Source organism: Kitasatospora sp. NPDC051164, assembly GCF_044455625.1.
GTDB lineage: Bacteria > Actinomycetota > Actinomycetes > Streptomycetales > Streptomycetaceae > Kitasatospora.
Genome location: NZ_JBITFB010000019.1, coordinates 83,433 through 107,052 on the forward strand (window position 1 = coordinate 83,433; position 23,620 = coordinate 107,052).

The window sequence follows — 23,620 nt, forward strand, 5'->3', positions numbered from 1 at the left end:
CCCGCACCCGCCTCAGGAAGAGGACCCGCACACCATGATTGCCGCCACCCGCAGCGAGCACGACCTGCTCGGAGACCGCGACATCCCCGCTGACGCCTACTGGGGCGTCCATACCTTGCGCGCCACCGAGAACTTCCCCATCACGGGCACGCCCATCTCCGCCTACCCGCACCTGATCGACGCCCTGGCCGCCGTGAAGGAGGCCGCCGCCCTCGCCAACGAGGAACTCGGCCTGCTGGAGCCGCGGAAGGCCGCCGCGATCGTCGCCGCCTGCCGCGAGATCCGCGGCGGGAAGCTGCACGACCAGTTCGTCGTCGACGTCATCCAGGGCGGCGCCGGCACCTCGACCAACATGAACGCCAACGAGGTCGTCGCCAACCGGGCGCTGGAACTGCTCGGTCACGCCAAGGGCGAGTACCGGCACCTCCACCCCAACGAGGACGTCAACCTCGGCCAGTCCACCAACGACGTCTACCCGACCGCCGTCCGGATCGCGACCGTCGCCGCAGTGCGCGGCCTGCTCGACGCGATGGCCGTCCTCCAGGACGCCTTCGCCCGCAAGTCCGTCGAGTTCGGCGACGTGCTCAAGATGGGCCGCACCCAGCTGCAGGACGCCGTACCGATGACACTCGGGCAGGAGTTCTCCGCCTTCGCCGTCATGCTCGACGAGGACCGCAGCCGACTCGCCGAGGCCGTCGAGCTCATCCACGAGATCAACCTCGGCGCGACCGCGATCGGCACCGGCCTCAACGCCCCCGCCGGATACGCCGAAGCCTCCCGACGCCACCTCGCGGACCTCACCGGGCTGCCCCTCGTCACCGCGGCCAACCTGGTCGAAGCCACCCAGGACTGCGGCGCGTTCGTCCAGATGTCCGGTGTGCTCAAGCGCGTCGCCGTCAAGCTGTCCAAGACCTGCAACGACCTGCGACTGCTGTCCTCCGGGCCGCGCGCGGGCCTCGGCGAGATCAACCTGCCGCCGGTGCAGGCAGGTTCGAGCATCATGCCCGGCAAGGTCAACCCGGTGATCCCCGAAGTCGTCAACCAGGTCGCCTTCGAGGTGATCGGCAACGACGTTGCCGTCACCATGGCGGCCGAGGCCGGGCAGCTCCAGCTCAACGCCTTCGAGCCGATCATCCTGCACTCGCTCTCGGAGTCGATCACCCACCTGCGGGCCGCCTGCCTCACCCTCGCCGAGCGCTGCGTGGTCGGCATCACCGCCAACACCGAGGTGCTGCGCGCGACCGTCGAGAACTCCATCGGCCTGGTGACCGCCCTGAACCCGCACATCGGGTACACGGCCGCCACCGACATCGCCAAGGAGGCCCTCGCCAGTGGTCGGGGCGTGGCCGAACTCGTCCTGGAGAAGGGCCTGTTGCCGGCCGAGAGGCTCGCCGCCCTGCTGCGGCCCGAGGTCATCGCCGGTACCGGCGCGCCCGTCGCCTGAGAGCAGGAACGGTTCGGGAGCGAACGATGCGCCGCCGCACCGGTCCCGGTGTGGCGGCGCATCGCGTTCATCCGGATCAGGCCGGACCACGCCGCGCGGCGAGTATCGGCAGCCACACGCTCCGCGCGGCTGCGCCGTCCGGCGGGCTGGTGCCGCCGAGTCACCCGCCCCGGGCCGGACCCGGGCGCTGGACGCAGGCCGGTCGCGTCATCGCTGGTGGGGCGGCGGGGGAGGAAGCGTGTCGGCGCCGGGTGCGGGTTCCGGCCAGACCAGCAGTACGGGGCAGGGCGCGTGGTCGACGACGAAACGGGTCGCGGGGCCGAGGCTGTGCGGGCCGAGGCGCGTGCGGTCGCCGTCGCGGGCGAGGACGAGCAGCTCGGCGCCCTCGGCGGCTGCGACGACCTCGCGCTCGACCCGCCCGGTGCGCTCCACGTGGGCACAGGGCCGCCCGAGACGCTCGGCCGCGGCGTCGAGCAGGTGCCGGGCCGAGGCCGCCGCCAGGGTCTCCACCCGGGTGCCGGGGTCGCGCTCGCGGTGGCCGCGACCGAGCAGCCCGGCGAACGCGCCGTGCGCGACGCCGGGGATCTCCTGGCCGCTGACGTGGAGCAGGACGATCTCCGCCTCCCGGGGTGCGTGGGCGCGGGCGGCGTCCACGCAGGCGGGCCAGGTGCCTTCGGTGATCCAGACGACGACGGTCACGCGGTCAGCCTCCGATGATGTGCAGGGACCCCCACAGTGCCACCACGGCCGTTGCCAGGGCGGCGGGCACGACGAGCAGTCCGAGCCGGGTGAACTCGCCCAGGCCGACCTCGGTGTCGTGCTCGCGCACGATGCGCCGCCACAGCAGGGTGGCCAGCGAGCCGGCGTAGGTGAGGTTGGGGCCGATGTTCACCCCGAGCAGCACCGCCAGCACCGCGCCGGCACCGGACGGGGCGGCCAGCGGGAGCAGCACGAGGGTGGCGGGGAGGTTGTTGATGACGTTCGCGAGCACCGCCGCCAGCGCCGCGATGCCGAGCAGGGCGGGCAGCGAGGCGCCGTGGGGGACGAGGTGCCCGAGCGCGGAGGCCAGCCCGTTGTCGACGACGGCCCGGACCACGATGCCGAGCGCCAGCACGAAGGCGAGGAACGGCACGGCGGCGGAACGCACGATCGCGACCGGGGTGGTGCGACGCCGGATCAGGGCCCGGACGGCGAGCGCGAGCGCGCCGGCCAGGGCCGCCCAGGCCGGATCGACGCCGACGATCGAGGTCAGGACGAATCCGGCGAGTGTGCAGGCGACGGTGACGAGCGCGAACAGCGGCATCTCCGGGGCCGCGGCCTCGCCCGCGGCCGGGGCGCCCGCGTCCAGGTCGGCGGCGAAGAACCGGCGCAGCACCACGTACTCCACACCGATGGCCGCCAGCCACGGCAGCGCCATCAGCGCGGCGAAGCGGGTGAAGCTCAGCCCGCTGGCGGCGAAGGCCAGCAGATTGGTGAGGTTGGAGACCGGCAGCAGCAGCGAGGCGGTGTTCGACAGGTGGGTGCAGGCGTACAGGTGCGGCTTGGGGCGCGCGCCGAGCCGGGCCGCGGTGACGAACACCACCGGCGTCAGCAGCACCACGGTGGCGTCCAGGCTGAGCACCGCCGTGACCACCGAGGCGACCCCGAACACCTGCACCAGAAGCCGCCGCGGACTCCCGGCCGACGTCCGGGCCATCCACGCCCCGCAGGCGCGGAACAGGCCCTCGTCATCACACAGCTGCGCCAGCACCAGCACGGCCGCCAGGAACCCGATCACCGGCCCGAGCCGCTGCGCCTCGGCCAGGGCGTCCGACGGCGAGATCGCTCCGACGGCCACCACCAGCCCGGCCGCCGGGACCGCGACCACCGCCTCCGGCCAGCCCCACGGCCGCACCACCGCGCAGGCCAGCACCAGCACCAGCAGTCCGACGGACAGGGCTTCCGCGGATGACGTACTCAGGGTCTTGCTCCTCGCAGGTGACGGTGGCCGCCCACCCGATCCGGAAACACGCAGGTGAGCCGGTAGGAATGTACCGGTCGCGACAGCCCCGTCGGCGTCGGCGCGGGGGAGGTGCGCGATGCGCAAGACGTGGTATCCGGGTACCACCCACCGCCTCGACCGCCGCCGAGGTCGCACGGTGTCCGAGCCACGGCGCGGCACGAACACTCTGTTAACGCTAACAGAACATTTGTGAAAAATGTGGCATGGCCTCATAAAGTCCCAGGTCAGGGCCGATTGATGGGGGATTCGAACATGTTGACGCGCTCATGGTTCGCTCATACGCTCCGGGGCACCGGATTCCCGCGGCTGTCCTCCGATCGGAGCACCGATGTCCAAGCCCAGCCTCCGTCATGCCTTCGTCCGCTCCGTCCTCGTGGGCGCGCTCGGCGCGGCCGCCTCGCTGGGCGGCCTGATCGGCGCGCCGGCCGCGCACGCCGACACCGGGGGCGGCTCGTTCTCCGTGCTGACCTACAACGTCGCCGGCCTTCCGCAGGTCCTGTCCAGTGCCTCGACCGACCGGCAGAGCAGCACCACCGCCATCGGCGGCCGGCTGGCGCCGTACGACGTCGTGAACGTCCAGGAGGACTTCGACTACCACGCCGCGCTGTACGCCGCCGACTCGCACCCGAACCGCACGGCGACCAGTGGCGGGGCGGGCATCGGCAGCGGCCTCAACACCCTGTCCGACCTCGCCCACGACACCGACGACTTCGAGCGGGTCACGTGGAAGGACTGCCGGCTGGACTCCGGAGACTGCCTCACTCCCAAGGGGTTCACCTTCATGCGGACCCGGCTGGCCGAGGGCGTGTACGTGGACTTCTACAACCTCCACGCGAACGCGGGGACGGCGACCGGCGACGAGGCCGCCCGCGCCGCCAACCTGGCGCAGCTCACCGACTACATCAGGACCCACTCGTCCGGGAACGCCGTCGTCGTGGCGGGTGACACCAACACGCGCTACACGCGTGCCGACGACACCATCGCCGCCTTCGCCGCCGACAACCGGCTGACCGACGCGTGGGTGGGGCTGGAACGCGGCGGCGTGGCCCCGACCAGGGGTGCCGACCCGCTGCTCTGCGACCAGAACGCGCCCACCGACACCTGCGAGGTGGTCGACAAGGTCCTGTACCGCGGCAGCGCGCTCGTCTCGCTGACCGCGACCTCGTGCGCCAACAAGCACGCAGACTTCCTGGACGGCTCCGGCACGATGCTCTCCGACCACGACCCGATCGCCGTGGGCTTCACCTGGAGCCGAAACCCGGCCTACCTGGCGAGCGAGCAGTTCGGTGGCCCGCACGGCGACTTCTACGACGACATCGACCGCGTTCCGGCCGGTGCGCGGGCCGACGTGGTCAGCCTGCGGGCCGGCGCCCGGGTCGACCAGGTCGGACTGACCCTCGCCGACGGCACCGCCCTCACCCACGGCGGCTCCGGCGGCACCGCCTCCTCGCTCACCCTGGGCAGCGGCGAGTACGTCAACTCGGCGACGCTCTGCCAGGGCTCGTACAACGGGCACACCCGCGTCTTCCACGTCTCGTTCACCACCAACCTGGGCCGGACCCTGGCCGGCGGCAGCACCACCGCCGACTGCGTGACCCGCACCGCGCCCGCCGGCTGGCAGATCGCCGGGTTCCACGGACGCGCCGGTGACGAGGTCGACAAGCTCGGCTTCCTGTTCACCCGCCGCTGACCCCCCCGACTCCCCGGCCCGGGCCGCCACCCGGGCCGGGGACCGTCCCCGCTCCCGCACGCCGCTCCGCCCGCCAGGCCCACCACAGGAAGACCAGCATGAACGATCAGCCCACCCTGGACCGCCGCCGCTTCCTGCGGAACTCCGCAGGCACCTCGGTCGGCATCCTTGCCGCGCCCACGGTCCTGAGCCTGTCAGCCGCCCCGCAGCGGGCCGCCGCGGCGCCCGGCGGCCCCGCCCGGAGCACCGCCTTCGTGGACTCCTACGCGACCAACACGATGGCCGACCTCACCCCGGAGGGGAACGCGGCCGTACGCATCCTCACCGGGATGAACCGGATCTGGCACACCGGCGGGTCGTGGAACGACGGCTCGCCGCTGCTGGCCGACGTCCTGCGCGCCAACGTGCGCTACTGCGTGCGGGTCACCACGCGGCGCACCGCGGCGCAGGCCCGGGAGGCCTTCATCTACGACCGCCAGCACCAGAGCTACGCCGTCATCGCCGGCCTCGGCCCACTCGCCGGCCCGTACCGGACGGGCGCCCGGGCCGTCACCTCCATCACCACGGCGCCCGACTCCACCCCGCCCGCGAAGGTCGACGACGCCGTCCCCGCCGACGCGCCCGCCGGGTCCGCGCTCGGCCCCGGGGCCGTCGACTCGGAGCTGGGGCACGTGGCGGCCCTGGTCAACACGCTCCGCGGACCGTACGCCTCCGGCAACCCCGCCAAGTACGCCTACCGGTACCCGCGTCCCTGGCGGCTGACCGAGGACAGCGCGGTGGTCGACACCGGCACCACCGACGCCCTCGGCTACCCGGTCTATGCCTCGGACGTCGCCGTCGCCCCACAACTGCTGCGCCAGCGCAGCACCTCGCCGGTCGACGACGGCGGCTTCGTGAGCGGGCACACCAACGCCTTCCACCTGGCCGCGCTGGCCCTCGCGTACGCGGTGCCCGAACGCTTCCAGGAACTGATCGCCCGGGCGTTCGAGCTCAGCCACACCCGGATCACCGCGGGCATGCACTCCCCGCTCGACGTTATCGGCGGCCGGACGCTCGCCACCGCGCTCGCCGCGGCCACCCTCGCCGACCCGCGCAACGCCGCCCTCAAGACCGCCGCCCGGAGCCAGGCGGCCGCGTACCTCCAGGCGAAGACAGGCACCACGGCCGACACCCTGTACGCCTTCGCCCACCGGGCCACTGCGGCCGAGGACCCGTACGCCGACCGAGCGGCCAACGCCGCGCAGGTCACCCGGCGGCTGACGTACGTCCTGCGTCGCGGCGGCCGGGACGTTCCGATGGTCGTGCCCAAGGGCGCCGAGGTCCTGCTGGAGACCCGACTGCCCTACCTCGACGCCGCCCAGCGCCGCGAGGTGCTGCGCACCACCGCCCTGCCCTCCGGCTACGTCCTGCTGGACGGCCCGGAGATGTGGGGCCGGCTCAACCTGTTCGCCGCGGCCGACGGTTACGGCTCGTTCGAGCGGGACGTGACCGTGGAGCTGAACGCCGCCGACGGCGGGTTCCGCGCGGCCGACGCCTGGCGCAACGACATCGCCGGGCCCGGCGGCCTCACCAAGCGCGGCACCGGGACGCTGACCCTGAGCGGCACCAACCGCTACACGGGCCCCACCGTGGTGGCGGCCGGAGCCCTCGCGGCCGGCTCGCGTGACGCCCTCGGGCGCGGCGACGTCCAGGTCCTCGGCGGCATCCTGCGGGTGGACACCGAGCGGGGCGCCGTCCGGGTGCACGGCGACTACCTGCAGTCGGCCACCGGAACACGCCTGGAGTTGACGCTCCATCACCGCGATGCCCCGGCCCTGACGGTCGCGGGCCGGGTGACGCTCGGCCCCGGGGCGCAGCTCGTCCTGCGGCTGCCGGACGCCCGCGCGCTGGGCGACGACGTGGTGCTGCCGGTGATCGGCGGGCGTACGCCGCAGGGCGGGTTCGGCAGCGTCACGGTCGAGGCGGGCGGGTACCGGGCGACGCCGCTCTACACCCATGACGGCCTCGCGGTACGGCTGACCCGCTGCTGACCCGCCACACTGACCCGCCGCAGACCCGCCGCCGACCGCACCGGTGTGTTCCCGAGACCGAGGAGGCAACACCCCATGACCGTGGCCGCGACCAACTGGGCCGGGAACATCACGTTCGGCGCCGAGCGGTTCCACGAGCCGCGCTCCGTGGCCGAGTTGCGGCGGATCGTCGCAGGCAGCCGGTCCGTGAGAGTCCTCGGGACCGGGCACTCGTTCAACGCGATCGCCGACACCACGGGCGACCTGGTGTCCGTCGCCGGCCTGCCCCGGGCGGTCGAGCCGGACGAGCGGACCCGCGCGGTCACGGTGAGCGCCGGGATGCGGTTCGGCGAGCTCGCCGGGGTGCTGGACCGGGCGGGATTCGCGCTGCACAACCTCGGGTCGCTGCCGCACATCTCGGTCGCGGGCGCGTGCGCCACCGGGACGCACGGATCGGGGGTGGCCAACGGCTGCCTCGCCACGGCGGTCCGGGCCGTCGAGCTGGTCACGGCGGACGGCGCCCTGGTGACGATCGGCCGGGGCTCGGCGGAGTTCCCCGGTTCGGTCGTGGCCCTGGGCGCCCTCGGCGTGGTCACCCGGCTGACCCTGGACGTGGTGCCGGCCTTCGGAGTCCGGCAGTGGGTCTACGAGGGCCTGCCGACGGCCGTGCTGCGGGAACGGTTCGACGAGATCATGGCGGCGGCGTACAGCGTCAGCCTCTTCACCGGCTGGCGTGCGGACCGCATCGACCAGGTCTGGCTCAAGCGGCGAGGCGGCCCCGACGCGCCCCGGACCTGGCTCGGCGCGGTGCTCGCCGACGGCCCGCGCCACCCCGTGCCGGGGTGCCCGCCCGAACCCTGCACGCGGCAACTGGGCGTCCCGGGCCGGTGGCACGCCCGGCTCCCGCACTTCCGGGCGGACTTCACTCCGAGCAGCGGCGACGAACTGCAGTCCGAGTACTTCGTCGACCGCGCCGACGCCGTCCGCGCCTTCGACGCACTGGACGCCGTCAGGGAACGGATCGCACCGGCCCTGCAGATCGGTGAGATCCGCACCGTGGCGGCCGACGCGCTGTGGCTCAGCCCCGCCTACCAACGCGACTGTGTCGCCTTCCACTTCACCTGGCACCCCGATGCGGCGGCCGTGGCGGACGCGGTCAGGACGGTCGAGGAGGCCTTGTCCGCCTTCGCCGCGCGGCCGCACTGGGGCAAGGTCTTCACCACGGCGCCCGGGGCGATCCGGGAGTCGTACCCGCGCTGGGAGGACTTCCGGGGGCTGCTGGGCGACGTCGACCCGGCGGGCAAGTTCCGCAACGAGTTCGTCGCCCGCCATTTCGACATCGGGTAGTACGGACTCCTCGGGACCCAGGCTTCCGTGCCTTCGCCGATCGCTCGGGGACCCCGGCCGACGTGCGGCCGGGGTCCCCGACGGCTCACGCTGCCGCGCAGGTCGGGAGGCCGTTCGGTCACCACCGCCCGTGCCTCAGGTCACCAGCGACGATCTCGACTTCCACACCGCCGGCGCGCCCGCCTCGAGGGAGGTCCGCGTGACAGCCCCGGTCCGTGAGCCGGCTAGTTCTTGATGGCGACACCCGCGTAGAACGACACCTGGGCATCCGTGACACCGTCCGGCGACCCGTCGGCAGCGTCCTCGTCCGGGCGCCAGCGGTGGGCGGGCACGATCCCGGGTTCCAGCAGGTCCAGCCCCTCGAAGAGGGTCTCGAACTCGGCGCGGGGCCGTAGCCGCAGCGAGGTGCCCGCCTTGTTGTAGATCTCCTGCACCATCGGCGCGCCCTCCGGGTCCAGCTCCGCCGTGGCGTGCGAGAGCACCAGCGCCGAGCCCGAGGGCAACGGCTTCAGGAGCCGCTCCACGATCGTGCGTGCCTCACCGAGATCCGGGACGAAGTGCAGCAACGCCACCATCGACAACACCACCGGCTGCCCCAGGTCGAGCGTCCGCGCCACCTCAGGGGCGCTCAGGATGGAGTCCGGATCCCGTACATCGCCGTGGACGTATGCCGTCCGCCCCTCCCGCGTGCTGGTCATCAGCGCCCGCGAGTGCGCGAGCACGATCGGGTCGTTGTCCGCGTAGACCACCCGCGCCTCCGGAGCCACCGACTGCGCGACCTCGTGCAGGTTCGGGGAGGTGGGAATGCCCGTGCCGACGTCCAACCACTGGCGCAGGCCCCGCTGCGCCAGCGTCCGGGTCGCCCGGTGCATGAACGCCCGGTTCGCCCAGACCGCGATCCGCATGGTCGGGAACACCGTGAGCACTCGCTCGGCGGCCTCGCGGTCCACCTCGTAGTGGTCCTTGCCGCCCAGGAACCAGTCGTACATGCGGGCGCTGTGCGGTATGTCCTGCCGTATGACGGTGCTGAGCGGCTTCTCCAGGCCCGGATCTTCCACGTTCATCGCCGCTGCTCCCCGCTTCCTCCCCGCGGCCGCAGCACGACCGGAAGGACGATATGACTTGACGTATGGTCAGTAGTGTGACAGGTGGGGCGGGCAAGATGCCAGTAGCCCGCCGCTCACCAGCCTGCGGCGGATCGGTGCCCGGCCGGAGCGGCGCCGGGGAGAGGACGGACGCTCCGGGAGCGGTACCCCCGCCGGGCATGCCGGACGACGAGAGCGGGGAGCACGGCGGTGCGCAGACCTGCACCTTCCGCGGTCAGGACCGAGCGGACCGGCCGGGCGGGGCTGAGACGTCCCGCCCGGCCGTTCGGGGGTTGGGGTCGGGCGGGCGTTACTTGGCGGGGCGCTCGGCCACGCAGAGGACGTTTCCTTCGCTGTCCTTGAACCAGGCGGCGCGCAGGCCGTCGCTGCCTTCAGCGATGCCGTCGACGGTTTTCAGGCCCGGGAAGTCGTACTCCTCGAACGTGATGCCGCGGGCTCGCAGCGCTGACACCTCGCCGTCGAGGTCGGCAACCTTGAAGCTGGCCAGGGTGTGTGCGGCCTGGCCTCCGCTCGGTGTCTCGTACATCCCGAACCGGGTGCCGCCGCTCTCGAAGGTGAGGTCCTCGGGGGTCTCCTCGACGAGCTTCAGGCCCAGGGTGTCGGTGTAGAAGGCCCTGGCCCGCGCCAAATCGGCGGCGGGGATCATGGCCAGCACCTGTGCGTCTCCCAGCATGGTGATTCGCCTCCTTCTGCTTCCAGGCTAGGCACCTCGAGGCAGGTGCGCCCACGGACGGGATCGGTGGCTCCACAGCGTGCGCGGCGGTGGCTGGGCGTTACGCGGGCGCATTCGTAAACCTTCACGCAACGTGGTCGTCGGCGGCCGATTCATCACCGGCCCTGCGGCCGGCCGGCCCGTACACGCTCCAGGACTCCGCCGTCGCCGCCGAGGCCCGGGCCCGCGCCGGGGTCGCCTGGACCTTCGGCATACCCGAGAGCGCCTACCATCCGCAGCGCGAGACCTGACCGGCTCCGGTTCCCGGCCCACGGAGCAGGCCGCCGAGCTGCGCGTGTTGACCCTTACCCCACGTCAGGCCGCACGGTGGGGGACAGCGAACGCACGAAGCCACAGATGCGTGCGTGCACGCACGCACGCATGCATGCACGGATGTACGGGAGGGACTCATGAGCTGGTCGGTGGGACAGGTCTCCGGATTCGCCGGGGTGACCATTCGGACCCTGCACTACTACGACCGGTCCGGGCTGCTGTCACCCAGTGAACGCAGCCCGGCCGGCTACCGGCTCTACAACGGCGCGGACCTCGCCAGGCTGCAGCAGATCCTCTTCTACCGGGAACTCGGCTTCCCGCTCGACGAGATCGCCGACATTCTGGCCGACCCGCAGGCCAACGCCCTCGAGCACCTGGTGGCGCGACGGCAGGCCCTCACCGAGCAGATCGCCCGGCTGCAGAAACTGGTCGACGTCGCCGAGCGGGCCATCGACGTCCAGCGCACGGGGGTCGAACTCGGCCCGGAAGAGCGCTTCGAGGTCTTCGGCGACGTCGTCTTCGACCTCAGCTACGCCGCCGACGCCCACCTCAAGTGGGGCGAGCGGGAAAGCCACCGGGAGGCGCTGGCCCGCGCCGCCACCCACTCGAAGGAAGACTGGCGGCAGCTGATGGCGGAGGCCGCCGGGTGGCGCCGTCGACTGCTGGCCGCCTTCGACGAGGGCCTCCCGGCCGACCACGAGGCGGTGCTGGACCTCGCCGAGGAGCACCGGCAGCACATCACCCGGTGGTTCACGCCCTGCCCGCCCGAGATGCACTGCCGGATCGCCGACGACTACGAGGCGGACGCCCGGGCCTTCGCGCTCGTCGTTCCGGCTGCCGAGCAACGCCCGGAGCTGGCCGGGTACCTCCGGACGGCCATCGGCCACAACGCCGAACGGCACGGCGCGAGCGGCTCCGAGGTGACGCGATGAGGATCCTGGTGATGGCCGCAGGCTCCCACGGTGACGTCGCGCCCTACACCGGGCTCGGGGCGCACCTGCGTGGCGAGGGCCACCAGGTCGCGCTCGCCGCGCCGGAGACCTTCCGCGAGCTGGTGGCCGGCAGCGGCCTCGAGTTCCGCCCGCTGCCGGTCGACCCGCGCGGGGCGCCCACCGGTCCGGAGGGCGGCCGCTCCGAACTGCTCGCGCGAGCCGCCGCGTTCATCGACCGGCTCGGTGACGGGCTCGCCGACGCGGCCGCGCCCGGTGCCGATCTGCTGCTGCTCGGCACCACCACCGCGCCGCTGGGCTGGCACCTCGCCGAGGCGATGGACGTACCGAGCCTCGGGGTCTACCTCCAACCCACCCTGCCGACGGGGGAGTTCCCGCCGGTCGTCGGCGGGAGCCGCTCACTGGGCAGATGGGGTAACCGGGCCGCGGGGGCGCTCGGCCAGCGGGTCGTGGACCGCCTGCACACCGGGGCCGCGCGTCGGTTGAGGTCGCGGCTGGGCCTTCCGGCAGGGTCGCAGGGCGCCCGGCGGCGGGCCGTGGAGCGGGCGAACTGGCCGGTGCTGCACGGGTTCAGCCCCACCCTCGTGCCGCGCCCGGCCGACTGGCGGGACGGGTTGCAGGTGGTCGGCAACTGGTGGCCGCACGTCGCGGCGGACTACCGGCTCCCGGCCGAGGTCGAGGACTTCCTGCGGGCCGGACCACCGCCGGTGTTCATCGGGTTCGGCAGCATGGCGGCGGGGCAGGGCGAGCGGCTGGGCGCCCTCGCGGTGGACACGCTGCGGCGGGCGGGAGTCCGGGGTGTGCTGCAGGCGGGCTGGGCCGGGATCGCGGAGGAGGACGACGACGTGTTGAGCGTCGGGGAGGTGCCGCACGCCCACCTCTTCCCCCGCATGGCGGCTGTGGTGCACCACGCCGGCGCCGGCACGGCGGCCGCGACCCTCCGCGCCGGCGTCCCGAGCGTTCCGGTCCCGGTGATGGCGGACCAGCCCTTCTGGGCCGACCGGCTCGTCCGGGCCGGCACCGCCGCCGCGCCGATCCGGTTCGCCGACCTGACGGCTGCCGGGCTGGCGGAAGCCATCCGCCGGGCCGTCGAGGGCCGGCCACTGCGCACGCGGGCGGAGGCGGTGGCTCGCGCGATGGCGGAGGAGAACGGCGCGGCGCGGGTCGCGGAAGCGGTGGCAGCCGTGGGGGCTGATCGGCAGGCCGGTGTCATGGGGCGGGGGCGGGGGCGGTGAGGCGCGGGTGCCGGCAACGGTGACGCGAGGGAGGGGATGGCGGAGACGGGGCGGGAGAGCGAGTGAGCGTCCAGGTCCGGCCCGTCGCCGGGATACCGGGTGACAGGGACGACGGGGTGCGGCAGACCTCACGGCGCCCGGGCGATCAGGACGGGCTGGAAGAACCCGGTGTCGGCGGGCGCCCGCCAGTCGGCCCCGGCGAAGCCGGCCTCCTCGGCGAAGGCGCTCAACTGCGCCTGGGTGAGGGCCCAGTAGGTGGACCGGTGGACGTCGACCCGCCACTGCCCGGCGTCGTCGGGCATCAGCTGGAACAACTCCAGGTCGTACCGCTCGCCGTCCTCGTGCCACTGCCAGAGCTGGAAGACGACGGACCGCTGCCCCTCCCGCTCGGCGGTCTGCGGCGCGGTGGAGGACGGCCGGCTGCGGCGCAGCTCGTCGTACGGGCGGGTGGTGAGCAGCAGCAGACCGCCCGGGCGCAGGACGCGGCGCATCTCGCCGAGCCCGGCCAGGACGTCCTCGGGGGTGAGCAGGTGCGGCAGCGCGTTGTCCGCGCAGACGACGACATCGAAGCGGCCGTCAGGGAAGGGGAGTTGCCGCATGTCGGCGGCCGCGGTGGGGAGGGCGAGCCCGCGCCGGGTGGCCTCGGCGGCGGCGCGGTGGGAGGCCACCGGGCTGATGTCCGTGCCGGTGACCCGGTGCCCGAGCCCGGCGAGCCCGATGGCCTGGGTGCCGATGCCGCAGGCGCAGTCCAGCACCTCGGCGGCGCGGTCGCCGAGCCGCTCACGGAGGCCGTCGCCGAGCCGCTCGCGGATCAGGGCGTCCAGCGCGGCGCCCTGGCGGGCGACGGAGGCGTCCCAGTCGGGGTAGAGGAGGTGGTAGCCCGCCGCGAAGGCGTCGTAGAAGCGCGCGATGGGGGAGCTGCTCATGGCGCTATCCTCGCGGAGGAGCACCGGCGCGGAGTACTTTCGGAAGGGTTTAAACGGGCTAGGGCAGGCAAGCCGAGCAGGGGGACGGATGCAACCCGCGCAGGATCGGCGGACGGGCCCGGAGCAGCAGTCGGTCGAACTGCCCGAGGGTTCCTGGTGGGACTGGGACGTCTTCTCCTGGCGCCCGGGCGAGTTGCGATTGGCCGCCGGGTACGACCTCGCTTACCACCACGGCCTGGAGCTGGTCTTCGCCGACCCGCTGTACGTCCGCTGCCCGGCGGACTTCCACGACCCGGTGTTCCGCGCGCCCACGCCCGAGGAGCGGCGGCTGGTCGGGCGGCAGTGCGGCGAGCCGCCGGGCGTTCTGGTCGCCTTCGAGGCGGACGGCGGTGGCACGGAGCCGGTGTCCGGGCTGATCGCCGCCGGGAGCCTGGAGGTGCGGGTCGGGTGGGTCCTGCGGCACGGACGGGGCACGGAATCCGGTGGCCGTGCGGTGCCGCCGCCGGGATGATGCGGGCATGCGCACCTTCGAAGAGCTGATCGCCGAGGCCCAGGCCGTGTCCGTGGACGGCTGGGACTTCTCCTGGCTGGGCGGCCGGGCCACCGAGGAACGCCCCTCCTGGGGCTACCAGCGGCTGCTGTCCGAACGGCTGGGCACGGCGACGGCGGCTCTGGACGTCCAGACCGGCGGTGGCGAGGTGCTCGCCGGGGCCCTGCGGCTCGCCGAGCCGCACGGACGGCTGCCGACGGTCCTCGCGGCCACCGAGTCCTGGCCGCCGAACATCGCCCGCGCCACGCGGCTGCTGCACCCGCTGGGTGCGGTGGTGGTCGCCGACCGGGACGAGCCTCCGCTGCCCTTCGCCGACCAGGCCTTCGACCTGGTCAGCAGCCGCCACCCGGTGCGGGCCTGGTGGCCGGAGATCGCCCGGGTGCTGCGGCCCGGCGGCAGCTACTTCGGCCAGCATGTGGGCCCGGCGTCCGTCTTCGAACTGGTCGAGTACTTCCTCGGGCCGCAGCCGAAGGCGCGCGAGGGCCGCCGGCCCGAGGTCGAGAGCGAAGAGGCCCGGGCCGCCGGGCTGGATGTGGTGGACCTGCGCTCCGAGCGGCTGCGCATGGAGTTCCGCGACATCGGCGCGGTGGTGTACTTCCTGCGCAAGGTGATCTGGATGGTCCCGGGCTTCACCGTCGACGCCTACCGGGACCGGCTGCGCGAACTGGACGCCCGGATCCGGGCCGAGGGCCCGTTCGTGGCCCACTCGGCACGCTTCCTGATCGAGGCCCGCAAGTAGATCGACCGATCCGGTGTCCGCATTGTGCAGATATGGGTTGACCCCGCTGCCCGCTGCCCGCTGCCCGCTGCCCGCTGCCCGCTGCCCGCTGCCCGCTGCCCGCTGCCCGCTGCCCGCGGGCGAGCGCGAACAGGGCGGACAGGCACGTCGAGACGGCCGGCACGCTCCACCGGGCCCAAGGGAACCTCACCGCAGTGTGGTTGAAGCGCCGATAGCCGGTTAGACGAGTCCCCGTGCAGCGCTCGCCGACATCGGAAGGGGTACATACCGTGACGGACATCTCCCGCTTGCCCGGAGCATTCGACCATAACTGGAACTGGCAGCTGGACGGCGCCTGCCGCCAGGCGGACAACAGTCTGTTCTTCCACCCCTCCGGCGAGCGCGGAGCCGCCCACGACGACCGTGAGGAGGCCGCGAAAGCCGTCTGCGCCGACTGCCCGGTCAGGATCGAATGTCGACGACATGCACTCACGACACGCGAGCCCTACGGAGTTTGGGGCGGACTGACAGAGGACGAGCGCCGCCGCCTCCTCACCAGGCGAACGCCTGTCCGCAGCACCCGGGCAGCAGCCTGACCGGCTAACCCCGAGGACGGCACCAGCGCGTCAAGGCTGGGCGCGGCGCCAACCGCACTCAGCTGGGCCCGGCCGGGAAACGGTCCCAGACCCGGTGGGTGCCCAAGAGGCCGACGACACCTGTCACCAGCTCGGCCGGGTCCTCGCCGGTCAGGATCCCGGGCGCCTGGGGGTCGATCCCGGCGGCCGTCCACACCGCCCGGGCAGCGGGATGACCGGCGATCGGCTTGGCGTGCCGGTAGGCCTCGTTGACCAGCAGCGCGACCCGGGAGTCGACCGGTGAGGAGCCGTTGGACTTCGCGTCGCGCGCACCGCGGTCGTCGGCTGCCGGGGCCGGGGTGCGAAGCACGAGCAGCGCGTCGAACTCGACGGAGCGGGCCGCCCCGAAGGTGCGCTGCACGGCGAGGCCGTCCGCCAGTGGTGCTCCGGTCGGCGCGATGACCAGGGCCGTCAGCCCGGCGCCGCGCACCGCGTCCCGTGCCGCACGCACCAGCTCCGCATCGCCGGAGTGGTCGGCGACGATACCGATGACGCGCCCCTCAGCCGGCCAACTCCCCGTCAGCTGGGAGAGAGCGGGACTCGGCGTGACCTCTACGGGCGGGGTCGTGGCGGCGGGAGCGGGCATGCCGAGTCCGGTGGCGACCTCGGCGCAGAGCACCGGGTCGATGTCGGCGAGCACCCCCAGGGTCCGCTCCTTGATGGCCGGCTCGTGGACCTTGGAGAGTTCGAAGGTGTACGCGGCGATCACGTGCTCGCGCTCCACCGGGCTCAAGCTCGCCCAGAACAGGCGCGGCTGGCTGAAGTGGTCGGCGAAGGACGCGGGCGCTGCACGGACCTTCGCGGCGGCGGCCACCGGTACGGGGTGCTCGATGAACGCGTGCTCGCCGGCGCCGGCGAAGAACGGGCATCCGCCGTCCAGTGAGTTCGGCTTGTACGGGGCGACGCCGCTGTGCACCGCGTCCTGGTGGAAGCCGTCGCGGAGCATGTCGTTGACCGGCGCGTGGGTGCGGTTGATCGGGATCTGGGCGAAGTTCGGGCCACCCAGGCGGGTGATCTGCGTGTCGAGGTAGGAGAAGAGACGGCCGGACAGCAGCGGGTCGTCGGTGATGTCGATGCCCGGCACGAGGTGGCCGGGGTGGAAGGCGACCTGCTCGGTCTCGGCGAAGTAGTTCACCGGGTTGGCGTTGAGCGTCATCAGGCCGACCGGCTGCACCGGGGCGAGCTCCTCGGGGACGATCTTCGTGGGGTCGAGCAGGTCCACGCCTTCGAAGGTCTGCTCCGGCGTGTCCGGGAAGGTCTGAATCCCCAACTCCCACTGCGGGAACGCGCCGGCCTCGATCGCGTCCGCAAGGTCACGCCGGTGGAAGTCGGGGTCCATGCCGCAGATCAGCTGCGCTTCCTCCCAGGCCAGGGAGTGCACGCCCAGCTTCGGCTTCCAGTGGAACTTGACCAGCGTGCTCGCGCCGTCGGCGTTGACGAGGCGGAAGGTGTGGACGCCGAAGCCCTCCATCATCCGGTACGAGCGGGGGATGCCCCGGTCGGACATGTTCCACAGGGTGTGGTGGGTGGCTTCGGTGTGCAGCGACACGAAGTCCCAGAACGTGTCATGAGCCGACTGTGCCTGCGGGATCTCCCGGTCCGGGTGGGGCTTGGCGGCGTGTACGACGTCCGGGAACTTGATCGCGTCCTGGATGAAGAACACCGGGATGTTGTTGCCGACCAGATCGAAGACACCCTCGGTCGTGTAGAACTTCGTCGCGAAGCCGCGGGTGTCGCGCACGGTGTCCGCCGACCCGCGCGAGCCGAGCACGGTGGAGAACCGCACGAACACCGGTGTCTCGACGCCGTCGGCCAAAAACGCCGCCTTGGTGACCGCGGCGGCTGTGCCGTAGCCGCGGAAGACGCCGTGCGCCGCCGCGCCACGGGCGTGCACGGCCCGCTCGGGAATCCGCTCGTGGTCGAAGTGCATGATCTTCTCGCGCAGGTGGTGGTCCTGCAACAGCACCGGCCCGCGCGGCCCGGCCTTCAGCGAATGGTCCGAATCCGGCAGCCGAACGCCCTGGGCGGTCGTCAGATACCCGCCGTTCTGCGCCCGCAGGTCCGCGGACGCGCCCGTGCCACGGCCGGTCGCGGACAGGCCGGCGGGCGCGCTCTGGTCCGGCTTGGGCGGCAGCGGCGCGCGCGGCTCGGTGGGCTCGGCGACCGTCGGCGACTCTGCCGAGGGCGCACCCGGAACCTCCGGACGGTGGCGGTCCGCCATGCCTGTCACGGCCTCAGCCACGGTGTGCACGGCCTTCTGGACCGGGTTGGACTCGCGCATTGATCCTCCTGATCGAACATGTGTCCACCCACTTCGGGATGGATGGGCCGCCTACAGACGACTATCGGCCGGGCTGGACGGCTCGCGGCGGCGGCGCACCGCGAGAGGCCGGCTGGATGTCGGGGGTCGTCTGCCCGAGAGCACAGGCGGTACACCCCGGGCCGCCGCAGCAGGCACCTGCTTGGCCTGACGGCGCCCGATTGCCCGTCGGTGCAGACTCGCGAACCCCGCCATGCCGTCCGGTCCGACGGATCAGGCCTGCGCTGCGATGGCGGCGCAGAGCACGGCCACGCCGACGGCCAGCCAGGCGAGGTAGTCGCCGAGGTGCCCGGAGTGCAGTCGGCGCAGCACGTGCATGGCGGAGGGGGCGGGGTCGGTAGGTCGGGGCCGCAGGGCGGCTGCGGTGGCGAGGGCGCAGGCCAGTCCGGCGGAGAGCAGGCCGAGGGCGATGCCCGCTCCGGTCCAGTCGGCCATGGCGGCAACGGCTGCCGGGCCGGGGCCGGTGGCGGGAAGGACCGCGGCGGCGTAGCGGGCCGGGTCGGTGAAGGTGGCCGCGCCGCGCGCCACGGCGGTGGCGACGGCGGGTACGCAGCCCAGGACGAGTCCGGTGGCCAGCAGGACGGCGGGGACGGCCGGCATCGTGGGTGGCAGGCTCCGCTCCGGCCCGCGGATCTCCGGCTCCTCTCCGTCGCCGGTGGTCTCGTCCTCGCCCTGCCGGATGGCGGGCACCGGCCCGACGCCCCAGAAGACGCGCAGTGCGGCTCGGAGAACGGCTGCGCCGGTGACGGCCGAGGTGGCCACGAACACCACGGGGAGCCAGGACTGGAGGTGGCCGGCGGCGTCCTCGGTCAGGGCTTTGCCCAGGCCGGTGCCGAACGGCGGCAGCCCGGCCAGGGCCAGCGCACCGACGACGAACAGCACGCCCACGAGGCGCAGCGGGCGGGCCTTTCCGTGCAGGCTGAGCTCGTCGACGGATCCGTAGCGGTCCAGCAGGACGCCGGTGAGGGCGAACAGGGCGGCCTTCACCAGGCCGTGCCCGGCGACGTAGAGGGCGGTTCCGGCGGCGCCGGCCGGGGTGAGCAGGGCTACGCCGGTGAGGAACAGGCCGACGTGGCTGATGGTGGAGAAGGCGAGCAGGCGCTTGAGGTGCCGTTGCTGCCAGCACATCAGGGCACCGAGCAGGGCGGTCACCACGCCCAGCGCGACGAAGGTGGTGCGGAACGCCTCGTGCGGGATGCCGCCGGGGCCGGCGAAGACGGTCCAGTAGATCCGGGCGATGCCGTAGACGCCGAGTTCGACCATGACGCCGGACATCAGCATGCACACCGGGGTGGGCGCGACGGCGTGGGCGTCGGGCAGCCAGAAGTGGAACGGCGCGGCGGCGGCCTTCACCAGCAGTGCCGTGCACACCAGGACGAAGGCGACGACGGTCAGCGGGTCGGTGTGGTGGGCGGCGAGCTGCCGGCCGAGGCGGGCGAGGTTGAGCTCACCGGTGCGGGCGTACAGGAGTCCGATGCCCAGGAGGGAGCAGTAGGCGGCGAACGAGGTGACGATGCCGAAGGTCAGAGCGCCGTGCAGGGGACGCGGGTCCTCGATGCGGTAGCCGGTCAGGGCGTAGGCGGCCGCGCCCATGAGCTCGAAGAAGACGAAGGCGTTGAAGAGGTCGCCGGTGAGGGCGAACCCGGCCATGCCGGCTTCGAACAGCAGGATCAGCGCGGGGAAGACGCCGGCCCGCTCGCCCGTCGGTTCGTCGAAGTACCGCCAGGAGTAGACGATCACTGCGAGGACCAGGACGGCGACCAGCAGGGCGAGCCCCGCGCCGAACGGGTCCGCGGCCAGCACGATGCCCACGCGGGCGGGCCGGCCGCCGAGGTCGGCGGTGGCGACGCCGCTGCTCCTGGTCCACAGCAGCACCAGCACCGCGACCTCGAGGGCCGCGACCGCGGTGGCGAGGATGTCGCAGCCCAGTCGCGGCAGGCGGCGCCCGCCGAGGGCCAGCAGGACGGAGCCGAGCAGCGGGACGGCGACCGCGAGCGGGAGCAGGGCCTGTGTGGTCACGGCTCAGCCCTTGAGGCCGGTGAGGGCCTGGGGGTCGACGGTGTGGTGGCGCTTGCGCAGCTGGACGGTCAGGGCGAGGAGGAGGGCGGTGACGGTGGCGCCGACGACGACGTCGGTCAGGGCGAGGGCCTGGACGACCGGGTCGACGACCGGGCGGCTGCCGGGGGTGAGGTCGGAGAAGACCGGGGCGGTGGCGCCGTGCCGGTAGCCGACGGCCAGCAGCAGCAGGTAGGTGGAGGACTGGGCGACGGCCAGGCAGCCGATGGCGTGGATGAGGTTGCGGCTGGTGACCAGCCCGTACAGGGCGATGAGCAGGACCCATCCGGCGGCAAGGTAGACAAGGGTGCCCATGTCAGGTGGTCTCCTGCCCGTCGGGGTCGGTGATCTCGACGGCTTGGTCGAGGAAGTGGGCGAGCAGCACGATCAGGCCGGAGGCGACCTCGATGCCGACGGCGGCGTTCAGCACGGGTACGGTGCCGCCGGAGGTGATCGTGTTGAACGTGCCCAGTGGAAGGTCGTTCTTCAGGAACGCGCCGCCGGCGATCAGCGCGGCGAACCCGACGATGGTGAACGAGGCGGCGGCGAGGGAGTCGGCGATGTCCAGGACGGTCAGCGGGCGGACCCGCTGGAGGACGCGGTAGTCGGCGGCCACGTAGGCCAGGTGCAGGGCGGTGGCGAGCACGACGCCGCCCTGGAAGCCGCCGCCGGGCGACAGCTGGCCGTGCGCGATGACGTACGCGCCGACCACGAGGGTGACCGGCAGCAGGACGGCGCCGAACAGCCGGGTGGTGGGCAGCACCCGCTCGGGCACGGGCTGTTTCTCGCGTTCGTCGCGGGCCCGCCGGAGCAGCAGGGTGGCGCCGAGGACGGTGGTGAAGAGGATCGACTCCTCGCCGAGGGTGTCGAACGCGCGGAGGTCGAAGTTCACCGAGGACACCACGTTGGCGGTGCGGTGGGCGAGCGCGGCGGCGACGGCCCGGTCGCCGTAGGGGTGTGCTTCGGAGCCGAACCGGGGCAGGCCGGTGCAGGCGGCGATGAAGAACGCGGCGATCACCGCTGCGGCGGCCAGGAACAGCACGAGCCGGACGCGGGCCGTCACCCTCCGCTCTCCTCGCCGTCACGGCGGTCGTCTGCCGTGGGGCGGTTGACCTTGCGGACCGTGAGGAGGATCAGCAGCGGCGTCAGGGCGGTGCCCACGGCCAGCTGCGACAGCGCCACGTCGGGGGCCTGAAGCACCGCGAACAGTACCGAAAGTCCCAGTCCCAGGACGGCCAGGACGACGGCCTGACGGGCCGGATCCCGGCACAGCACCGCCACCGTCGCCGCGGCTGCGACGAACACGACCGCCACACCGATCAGCCACTCGTTCACGTCTCGCCCTTCCCTTCCGAATGCCAGGTGGCCTTGCCGAGCGCGATCGTGGTCACCGTCCCGCCCGCCGCGAACAGCAGACCGATCAGCAGCGTCTTCACCGCCCCGCGCCCGGCACCCTGGTCGAGAGCCACCGCTGCCGCGATCAGCGGCACCCCGGCACACGTGGCCGGGGCGAGCGCGTGCAGCCGCAGGAAGGTGCCCTTGAGGACGGCCAGTGCCACCACGGACAGCAGCACGAATCCGACTCCTGTCCACAGCAGGATCAGGACCAGGACGTGACCGGTTGTCATACGCCCCCGCCCTCGGACTCGTTGCCGCCGGGCGCCCGGTCCTGGCCCGTGACGAAGCGGGTGAAGACGAGCGTGCCGGCCGGGGAGAGAACCGCGAGGACCAGTGCGAGGTCCTGGTAGGAGGAGCGTCGGTAGGCCTGCGGCAACAGCAGGAACACACCCCCGACCACGGTCGACAGCAGGCACATCCCGGCCAGTCGATGCACCGCGCTGCCTCGCGCCGCCACCCACAGGCACACCGGCACCGCTGCCACCAGCAGGACGAGGGCAGCTGCGGCCCAGGCGTTCATGACGCCCGCGCCGCACCGTCGGTGGCGACGCGCTCCACGGGGCCCGGCGTTGTGCCGAGCGCGTGTACCAGCACCTCGTCCGGCTCGCCGATCTCCAGGACGCACGTGTCTTCTCGCACCGCACCGCCCACAGCTGCCCCTCCCGTCCCCAGCCGAATGGTCCTTGAGCGATCGTCATTCTTCGGAGCCGCACCAGCCGACACCCGCCCGGCCGACCGGCACGAGACCTGCCTCGCGGTCGGTCAGTCCGGTGGTTCGTGCGGGCGGGGCTCGTGGGGCAGCGACGGCTCGGGGTGGTTCCCAGGCTCGGGTTCGGATCCACCGGGGCGGCCCGGCAGGGGCGGGTCGGCGGGAGGCTCGGGTGTCCCGGGAGGCTTGGGCGGATCAGGCGGCACCGGCGGCCGGCCCGGGTCCGGCGGTGCGGGCGGAGCCGGCGGAGCGGGCGTGGGGGTGATGTCCGGGTCAGGCGGGACGGGGACGGAAGCCATCCTGCTCCTCCTTGGTCAGTGGCCGAGGGCGTCGAAGAACTGCGGCTGCCCGCCGGACCGCTTCCGCCGCGGCGGCGATCCCTTGGGAGGCTTGCTGCTGGATGCTGCGGGGGTGGGCCCGGTCGTCGAAGCGCCCGTGTGCGCCGAAGTCCTGCCAGGAGTCCACCGGTTCGAAGAGGTTGCCCGGACCGTCGATGCGCCGGCGCTCGCCGGTCTGCTGCGAGTCGAAGCCGGTCCGGGCCAGGTAGCGGTCCAGCAGCCCGGGGGCGATCGCGTTTGCCACCAGGGTGGCCACCGTGCTGGCGCCGACCCAGTACTCGCGCCGCCGGGGATGGTCGGCGGCGAACACGACGGCGCGGGCGGCGACTTCGGGCTGGTAGATCGGTGGCACCGGCTGTGCGCGCTCGGGCAGCCGGGAGCGGACCCATTCGAACTGCGGGGTGTTGACCGCCGGCATCTGCACCATCGTGGTGCGCACCCGGGTGCCGGAGGCGAGCAGTTCGCAGCGCAGCGCTTCGTGCCAGCCCTGGATGGCGTGTTTGGCTCCGCTGTAGGCGCTCTGGAGCGGGATGCCCCGGTAGGCGATCGCCGAGCCCACGTGCACGACCACGCCTCGGTTGCGGGGCAGCATCCGGTCGAGCACGGCGCGGGTGGCGTACACGTAGCCCAGGTAGGAGACCTCGGTGACCCGGCGGAACTCCTGGGGGCTGATCTCGGTGAACGGGGCGAAGACGGACGCGAACGCGTCGTTGACCCACACGTCGATCGGCCCGAGCTCGTCCTCGATCCGCTGCACGGCCGCCTCGACCGCCTCCGGATCGGCGACATCGGCCTCGACGGCGAGGGCCTTCGCTGCCCCGGCCCGTTCGGTCTCGCGCACCGCGGCCTCAAGGCCGGCCCGGCCGCGGGCGATCAGCGCGAGCCTGTCCCCGCGGGCGGCGAAGGCGAGGGCACTGGCCCGGCCGATGCCGCCGCTCGCTCCGGTGACCACGACGGTGCGTGGTGGCTGTGGGTGACGTGTCATGCCTTTCGGCTAACCCGACGGCGGGAGGCCAAACCTTCCGCAGCCTTCGCACGCCCCGACCGGTCAGCCGCGCGGGGCAGGCAGGACGTGCTGAGCACGGTGCCGGGCGCTCGTCTGCCCTGCGGACGGTGTGTCAACTCCCGCCCAGGAAAAGCATGGTTGTGAGGAGAGCGCGGTCGCTCTGTCCACCCCAGGGCCCCGACCCGTTCGCCGCCTAC

The 23,620-nt window shown here is 73.1% G+C and carries 23 protein-coding genes; 9 read left to right on the forward strand and 14 right to left on the reverse strand.

Going from position 1 to position 23,620, the window contains the following annotated elements:
- Nucleotides 1–34 precede the first annotated feature (34 nt).
- Nucleotides 35–1,444 carry an aspartate ammonia-lyase gene (gene aspA, locus ACIBEC_RS27215; RefSeq protein WP_360500140.1) on the forward strand — a complete coding sequence of 470 codons (1,410 nt, stop codon included), beginning with the start codon at nucleotides 35–37 and terminating at the stop codon, nucleotides 1,442–1,444.
- Between the two features lie 207 nt (nucleotides 1,445–1,651).
- Here aspA and ACIBEC_RS27220 read toward each other — a convergent pair whose 3' ends face one another.
- Together ACIBEC_RS27220 and ACIBEC_RS27225 are read right to left on the reverse strand one after the other, a co-directional pair.
- Nucleotides 1,652–2,143 (reverse strand): universal stress protein, encoded by a 492-nt coding sequence (locus tag ACIBEC_RS27220; protein WP_360500142.1) that lies wholly within the window; start codon nucleotides 2,141–2,143, stop codon nucleotides 1,652–1,654.
- A gap of 4 nt (nucleotides 2,144–2,147) precedes the next feature.
- Entirely contained in the window at nucleotides 2,148–3,404 is a 1,257-nt protein-coding gene (locus tag ACIBEC_RS27225; RefSeq protein WP_360500427.1) for an SLC13 family permease, read from the reverse strand.
- A gap of 370 nt (nucleotides 3,405–3,774) precedes the next feature.
- Between ACIBEC_RS27225 and ACIBEC_RS27230 the strand changes: the two genes are divergently transcribed.
- From ACIBEC_RS27230 to ACIBEC_RS27240, 3 genes are all read left to right on the forward strand, one after another.
- On the forward strand, nucleotides 3,775–5,136 hold the full coding sequence (locus ACIBEC_RS27230; RefSeq protein ID WP_360500144.1) for a jacalin-like lectin: 1,362 nt from the start codon (nucleotides 3,775–3,777) through the stop codon (nucleotides 5,134–5,136).
- A gap of 98 nt (nucleotides 5,137–5,234) precedes the next feature.
- On the forward strand, nucleotides 5,235–7,166 hold the full coding sequence (locus tag ACIBEC_RS27235) for a phosphatase PAP2 family protein (RefSeq protein WP_360500147.1): 1,932 nt from the start codon (nucleotides 5,235–5,237) through the stop codon (nucleotides 7,164–7,166).
- Nucleotides 7,167–7,241: 75 nt separating this feature from the next.
- Nucleotides 7,242–8,492 (forward strand): D-arabinono-1,4-lactone oxidase, encoded by a 1,251-nt coding sequence (locus tag ACIBEC_RS27240; RefSeq protein ID WP_360500149.1) that lies wholly within the window; start codon nucleotides 7,242–7,244, stop codon nucleotides 8,490–8,492.
- A gap of 224 nt (nucleotides 8,493–8,716) precedes the next feature.
- Here the strand turns inward: ACIBEC_RS27240 and ACIBEC_RS27245 are convergent, their stop codons facing one another.
- The gene (locus ACIBEC_RS27245; RefSeq protein ID WP_360500152.1) at nucleotides 8,717–9,556 is read right to left on the reverse strand and encodes an SAM-dependent methyltransferase; all 840 of its coding nucleotides are present in this window, start codon (nucleotides 9,554–9,556) and stop codon (nucleotides 8,717–8,719) included.
- A 331-nt stretch (nucleotides 9,557–9,887) separates the two neighbouring features.
- The gene (locus ACIBEC_RS27250) at nucleotides 9,888–10,271 is read right to left on the reverse strand and encodes a VOC family protein (RefSeq protein WP_360500154.1); all 384 of its coding nucleotides are present in this window, start codon (nucleotides 10,269–10,271) and stop codon (nucleotides 9,888–9,890) included.
- A 449-nt stretch (nucleotides 10,272–10,720) separates the two neighbouring features.
- On the opposite strand from ACIBEC_RS27250, the gene ACIBEC_RS27255 reads away from it, so the two are divergent.
- Together ACIBEC_RS27255 and ACIBEC_RS27260 are read left to right on the forward strand one after the other, a co-directional pair.
- Nucleotides 10,721–11,515, forward strand: coding sequence for a MerR family transcriptional regulator (locus ACIBEC_RS27255; RefSeq protein ID WP_360500157.1), 795 nt, complete (start codon nucleotides 10,721–10,723; stop codon nucleotides 11,513–11,515).
- On the forward strand, nucleotides 11,512–12,768 hold the full coding sequence (locus ACIBEC_RS27260) for a glycosyltransferase (protein WP_360500159.1): 1,257 nt from the start codon (nucleotides 11,512–11,514) through the stop codon (nucleotides 12,766–12,768). Before ACIBEC_RS27255 ends, ACIBEC_RS27260 begins: the two co-directional genes overlap by 4 nt.
- A gap of 128 nt (nucleotides 12,769–12,896) precedes the next feature.
- Here ACIBEC_RS27260 and ACIBEC_RS27265 read toward each other — a convergent pair whose 3' ends face one another.
- Nucleotides 12,897–13,694, reverse strand: a complete 798-nt coding sequence (locus ACIBEC_RS27265; RefSeq protein WP_360500162.1) for a class I SAM-dependent methyltransferase — start codon at nucleotides 13,692–13,694, stop codon at nucleotides 12,897–12,899.
- A gap of 88 nt (nucleotides 13,695–13,782) precedes the next feature.
- Between ACIBEC_RS27265 and ACIBEC_RS27270 the strand changes: the two genes are divergently transcribed.
- From ACIBEC_RS27270 to ACIBEC_RS27280, 3 genes are all read left to right on the forward strand, one after another.
- Entirely contained in the window at nucleotides 13,783–14,205 is a 423-nt protein-coding gene (locus ACIBEC_RS27270) for a hypothetical protein (protein ID WP_360500165.1), read from the forward strand.
- A 7-nt stretch (nucleotides 14,206–14,212) separates the two neighbouring features.
- Nucleotides 14,213–14,983 carry a methyltransferase domain-containing protein gene (locus tag ACIBEC_RS27275; protein WP_360500167.1) on the forward strand — a complete coding sequence of 257 codons (771 nt, stop codon included), beginning with the start codon at nucleotides 14,213–14,215 and terminating at the stop codon, nucleotides 14,981–14,983.
- 269 nt (nucleotides 14,984–15,252) lie between these two features.
- Nucleotides 15,253–15,558 carry a WhiB family transcriptional regulator gene (locus tag ACIBEC_RS27280; protein WP_360500169.1) on the forward strand — a complete coding sequence of 102 codons (306 nt, stop codon included), beginning with the start codon at nucleotides 15,253–15,255 and terminating at the stop codon, nucleotides 15,556–15,558.
- A 58-nt stretch (nucleotides 15,559–15,616) separates the two neighbouring features.
- Here the strand turns inward: ACIBEC_RS27280 and ACIBEC_RS27285 are convergent, their stop codons facing one another.
- From ACIBEC_RS27285 to ACIBEC_RS27325, 9 genes are all read right to left on the reverse strand, one after another.
- Complete coding sequence (locus ACIBEC_RS27285; protein WP_360500172.1) at nucleotides 15,617–17,878, reverse strand: catalase; 2,262 nt, start codon at nucleotides 17,876–17,878, stop codon at nucleotides 15,617–15,619.
- A 252-nt stretch (nucleotides 17,879–18,130) separates the two neighbouring features.
- Nucleotides 18,131–19,936 carry a complex I subunit 5 family protein gene (locus ACIBEC_RS27290; protein WP_360500175.1) on the reverse strand — a complete coding sequence of 602 codons (1,806 nt, stop codon included), beginning with the start codon at nucleotides 19,934–19,936 and terminating at the stop codon, nucleotides 18,131–18,133.
- Nucleotides 19,937–19,939: 3 nt separating this feature from the next.
- Complete coding sequence (locus tag ACIBEC_RS27295; RefSeq protein ID WP_360500178.1) at nucleotides 19,940–20,287, reverse strand: cation:proton antiporter subunit C; 348 nt, start codon at nucleotides 20,285–20,287, stop codon at nucleotides 19,940–19,942.
- 1 nt (nucleotide 20,288) lies between these two features.
- Nucleotides 20,289–21,035, reverse strand: a complete 747-nt coding sequence (locus tag ACIBEC_RS27300) for an MnhB domain-containing protein (protein ID WP_360500181.1) — start codon at nucleotides 21,033–21,035, stop codon at nucleotides 20,289–20,291.
- A complete protein-coding gene (locus tag ACIBEC_RS27305) occupies nucleotides 21,032–21,307 on the reverse strand; it encodes a DUF4040 domain-containing protein (protein WP_360500183.1) in 276 nt (91 codons plus the stop codon). Before ACIBEC_RS27305 ends, ACIBEC_RS27300 begins: the two co-directional genes overlap by 4 nt.
- The gene (locus tag ACIBEC_RS27310) at nucleotides 21,304–21,600 is read right to left on the reverse strand and encodes a monovalent cation/H(+) antiporter subunit G (RefSeq protein ID WP_360500186.1); all 297 of its coding nucleotides are present in this window, start codon (nucleotides 21,598–21,600) and stop codon (nucleotides 21,304–21,306) included. The genes ACIBEC_RS27305 and ACIBEC_RS27310 overlap by 4 nt, the downstream gene beginning before the upstream one ends.
- Nucleotides 21,597–21,890, reverse strand: coding sequence for an MrpF/PhaF family protein (locus tag ACIBEC_RS27315; RefSeq protein WP_360500189.1), 294 nt, complete (start codon nucleotides 21,888–21,890; stop codon nucleotides 21,597–21,599). Before ACIBEC_RS27315 ends, ACIBEC_RS27310 begins: the two co-directional genes overlap by 4 nt.
- Nucleotides 21,887–22,009: a hypothetical protein gene (locus tag ACIBEC_RS27320; protein ID WP_360500191.1), complete on the reverse strand. Its 123-nt coding sequence runs from the start codon at nucleotides 22,007–22,009 to the stop codon at nucleotides 21,887–21,889. The genes ACIBEC_RS27315 and ACIBEC_RS27320 overlap by 4 nt, the downstream gene beginning before the upstream one ends.
- Nucleotides 22,010–22,352: 343 nt before the next feature.
- The gene (locus ACIBEC_RS27325) at nucleotides 22,353–23,402 is read right to left on the reverse strand and encodes an SDR family oxidoreductase (RefSeq protein ID WP_360500194.1); all 1,050 of its coding nucleotides are present in this window, start codon (nucleotides 23,400–23,402) and stop codon (nucleotides 22,353–22,355) included.
- Nucleotides 23,403–23,620 lie beyond the last annotated feature (218 nt).

Coding starts and splice junctions, on each gene's coding strand:
- aspA (WP_360500140.1), top strand. CDS start 35: ATGATTGCCGCCACCCGCAGCGAGCACGACCTGCTCGGAGACCGCGAC.
- ACIBEC_RS27230 (WP_360500144.1), top strand. CDS start 3,775: ATGTCCAAGCCCAGCCTCCGTCATGCCTTCGTCCGCTCCGTCCTCGTG.
- ACIBEC_RS27235 (WP_360500147.1), top strand. CDS start 5,235: ATGAACGATCAGCCCACCCTGGACCGCCGCCGCTTCCTGCGGAACTCC.
- ACIBEC_RS27240 (WP_360500149.1), top strand. CDS start 7,242: ATGACCGTGGCCGCGACCAACTGGGCCGGGAACATCACGTTCGGCGCC.
- ACIBEC_RS27245 (WP_360500152.1), bottom strand. CDS start 9,556: ATGAACGTGGAAGATCCGGGCCTGGAGAAGCCGCTCAGCACCGTCATA.
- ACIBEC_RS27250 (WP_360500154.1), bottom strand. CDS start 10,271: ATGCTGGGAGACGCACAGGTGCTGGCCATGATCCCCGCCGCCGATTTG.
- ACIBEC_RS27255 (WP_360500157.1), top strand. CDS start 10,721: ATGAGCTGGTCGGTGGGACAGGTCTCCGGATTCGCCGGGGTGACCATT.
- ACIBEC_RS27260 (WP_360500159.1), top strand. CDS start 11,512: ATGAGGATCCTGGTGATGGCCGCAGGCTCCCACGGTGACGTCGCGCCC.
- ACIBEC_RS27265 (WP_360500162.1), bottom strand. CDS start 13,694: ATGAGCAGCTCCCCCATCGCGCGCTTCTACGACGCCTTCGCGGCGGGC.
- ACIBEC_RS27270 (WP_360500165.1), top strand. CDS start 13,783: ATGCAACCCGCGCAGGATCGGCGGACGGGCCCGGAGCAGCAGTCGGTC.
- ACIBEC_RS27275 (WP_360500167.1), top strand. CDS start 14,213: ATGCGCACCTTCGAAGAGCTGATCGCCGAGGCCCAGGCCGTGTCCGTG.
- ACIBEC_RS27285 (WP_360500172.1), bottom strand. CDS start 17,878: ATGCGCGAGTCCAACCCGGTCCAGAAGGCCGTGCACACCGTGGCTGAG.
- ACIBEC_RS27295 (WP_360500178.1), bottom strand. CDS start 20,287: ATGGGCACCCTTGTCTACCTTGCCGCCGGATGGGTCCTGCTCATCGCC.
- ACIBEC_RS27310 (WP_360500186.1), bottom strand. CDS start 21,600: ATGACAACCGGTCACGTCCTGGTCCTGATCCTGCTGTGGACAGGAGTC.
- ACIBEC_RS27315 (WP_360500189.1), bottom strand. CDS start 21,890: ATGAACGCCTGGGCCGCAGCTGCCCTCGTCCTGCTGGTGGCAGCGGTG.
- ACIBEC_RS27325 (WP_360500194.1), bottom strand. CDS start 23,402: ATGACACGTCACCCACAGCCACCACGCACCGTCGTGGTCACCGGAGCG.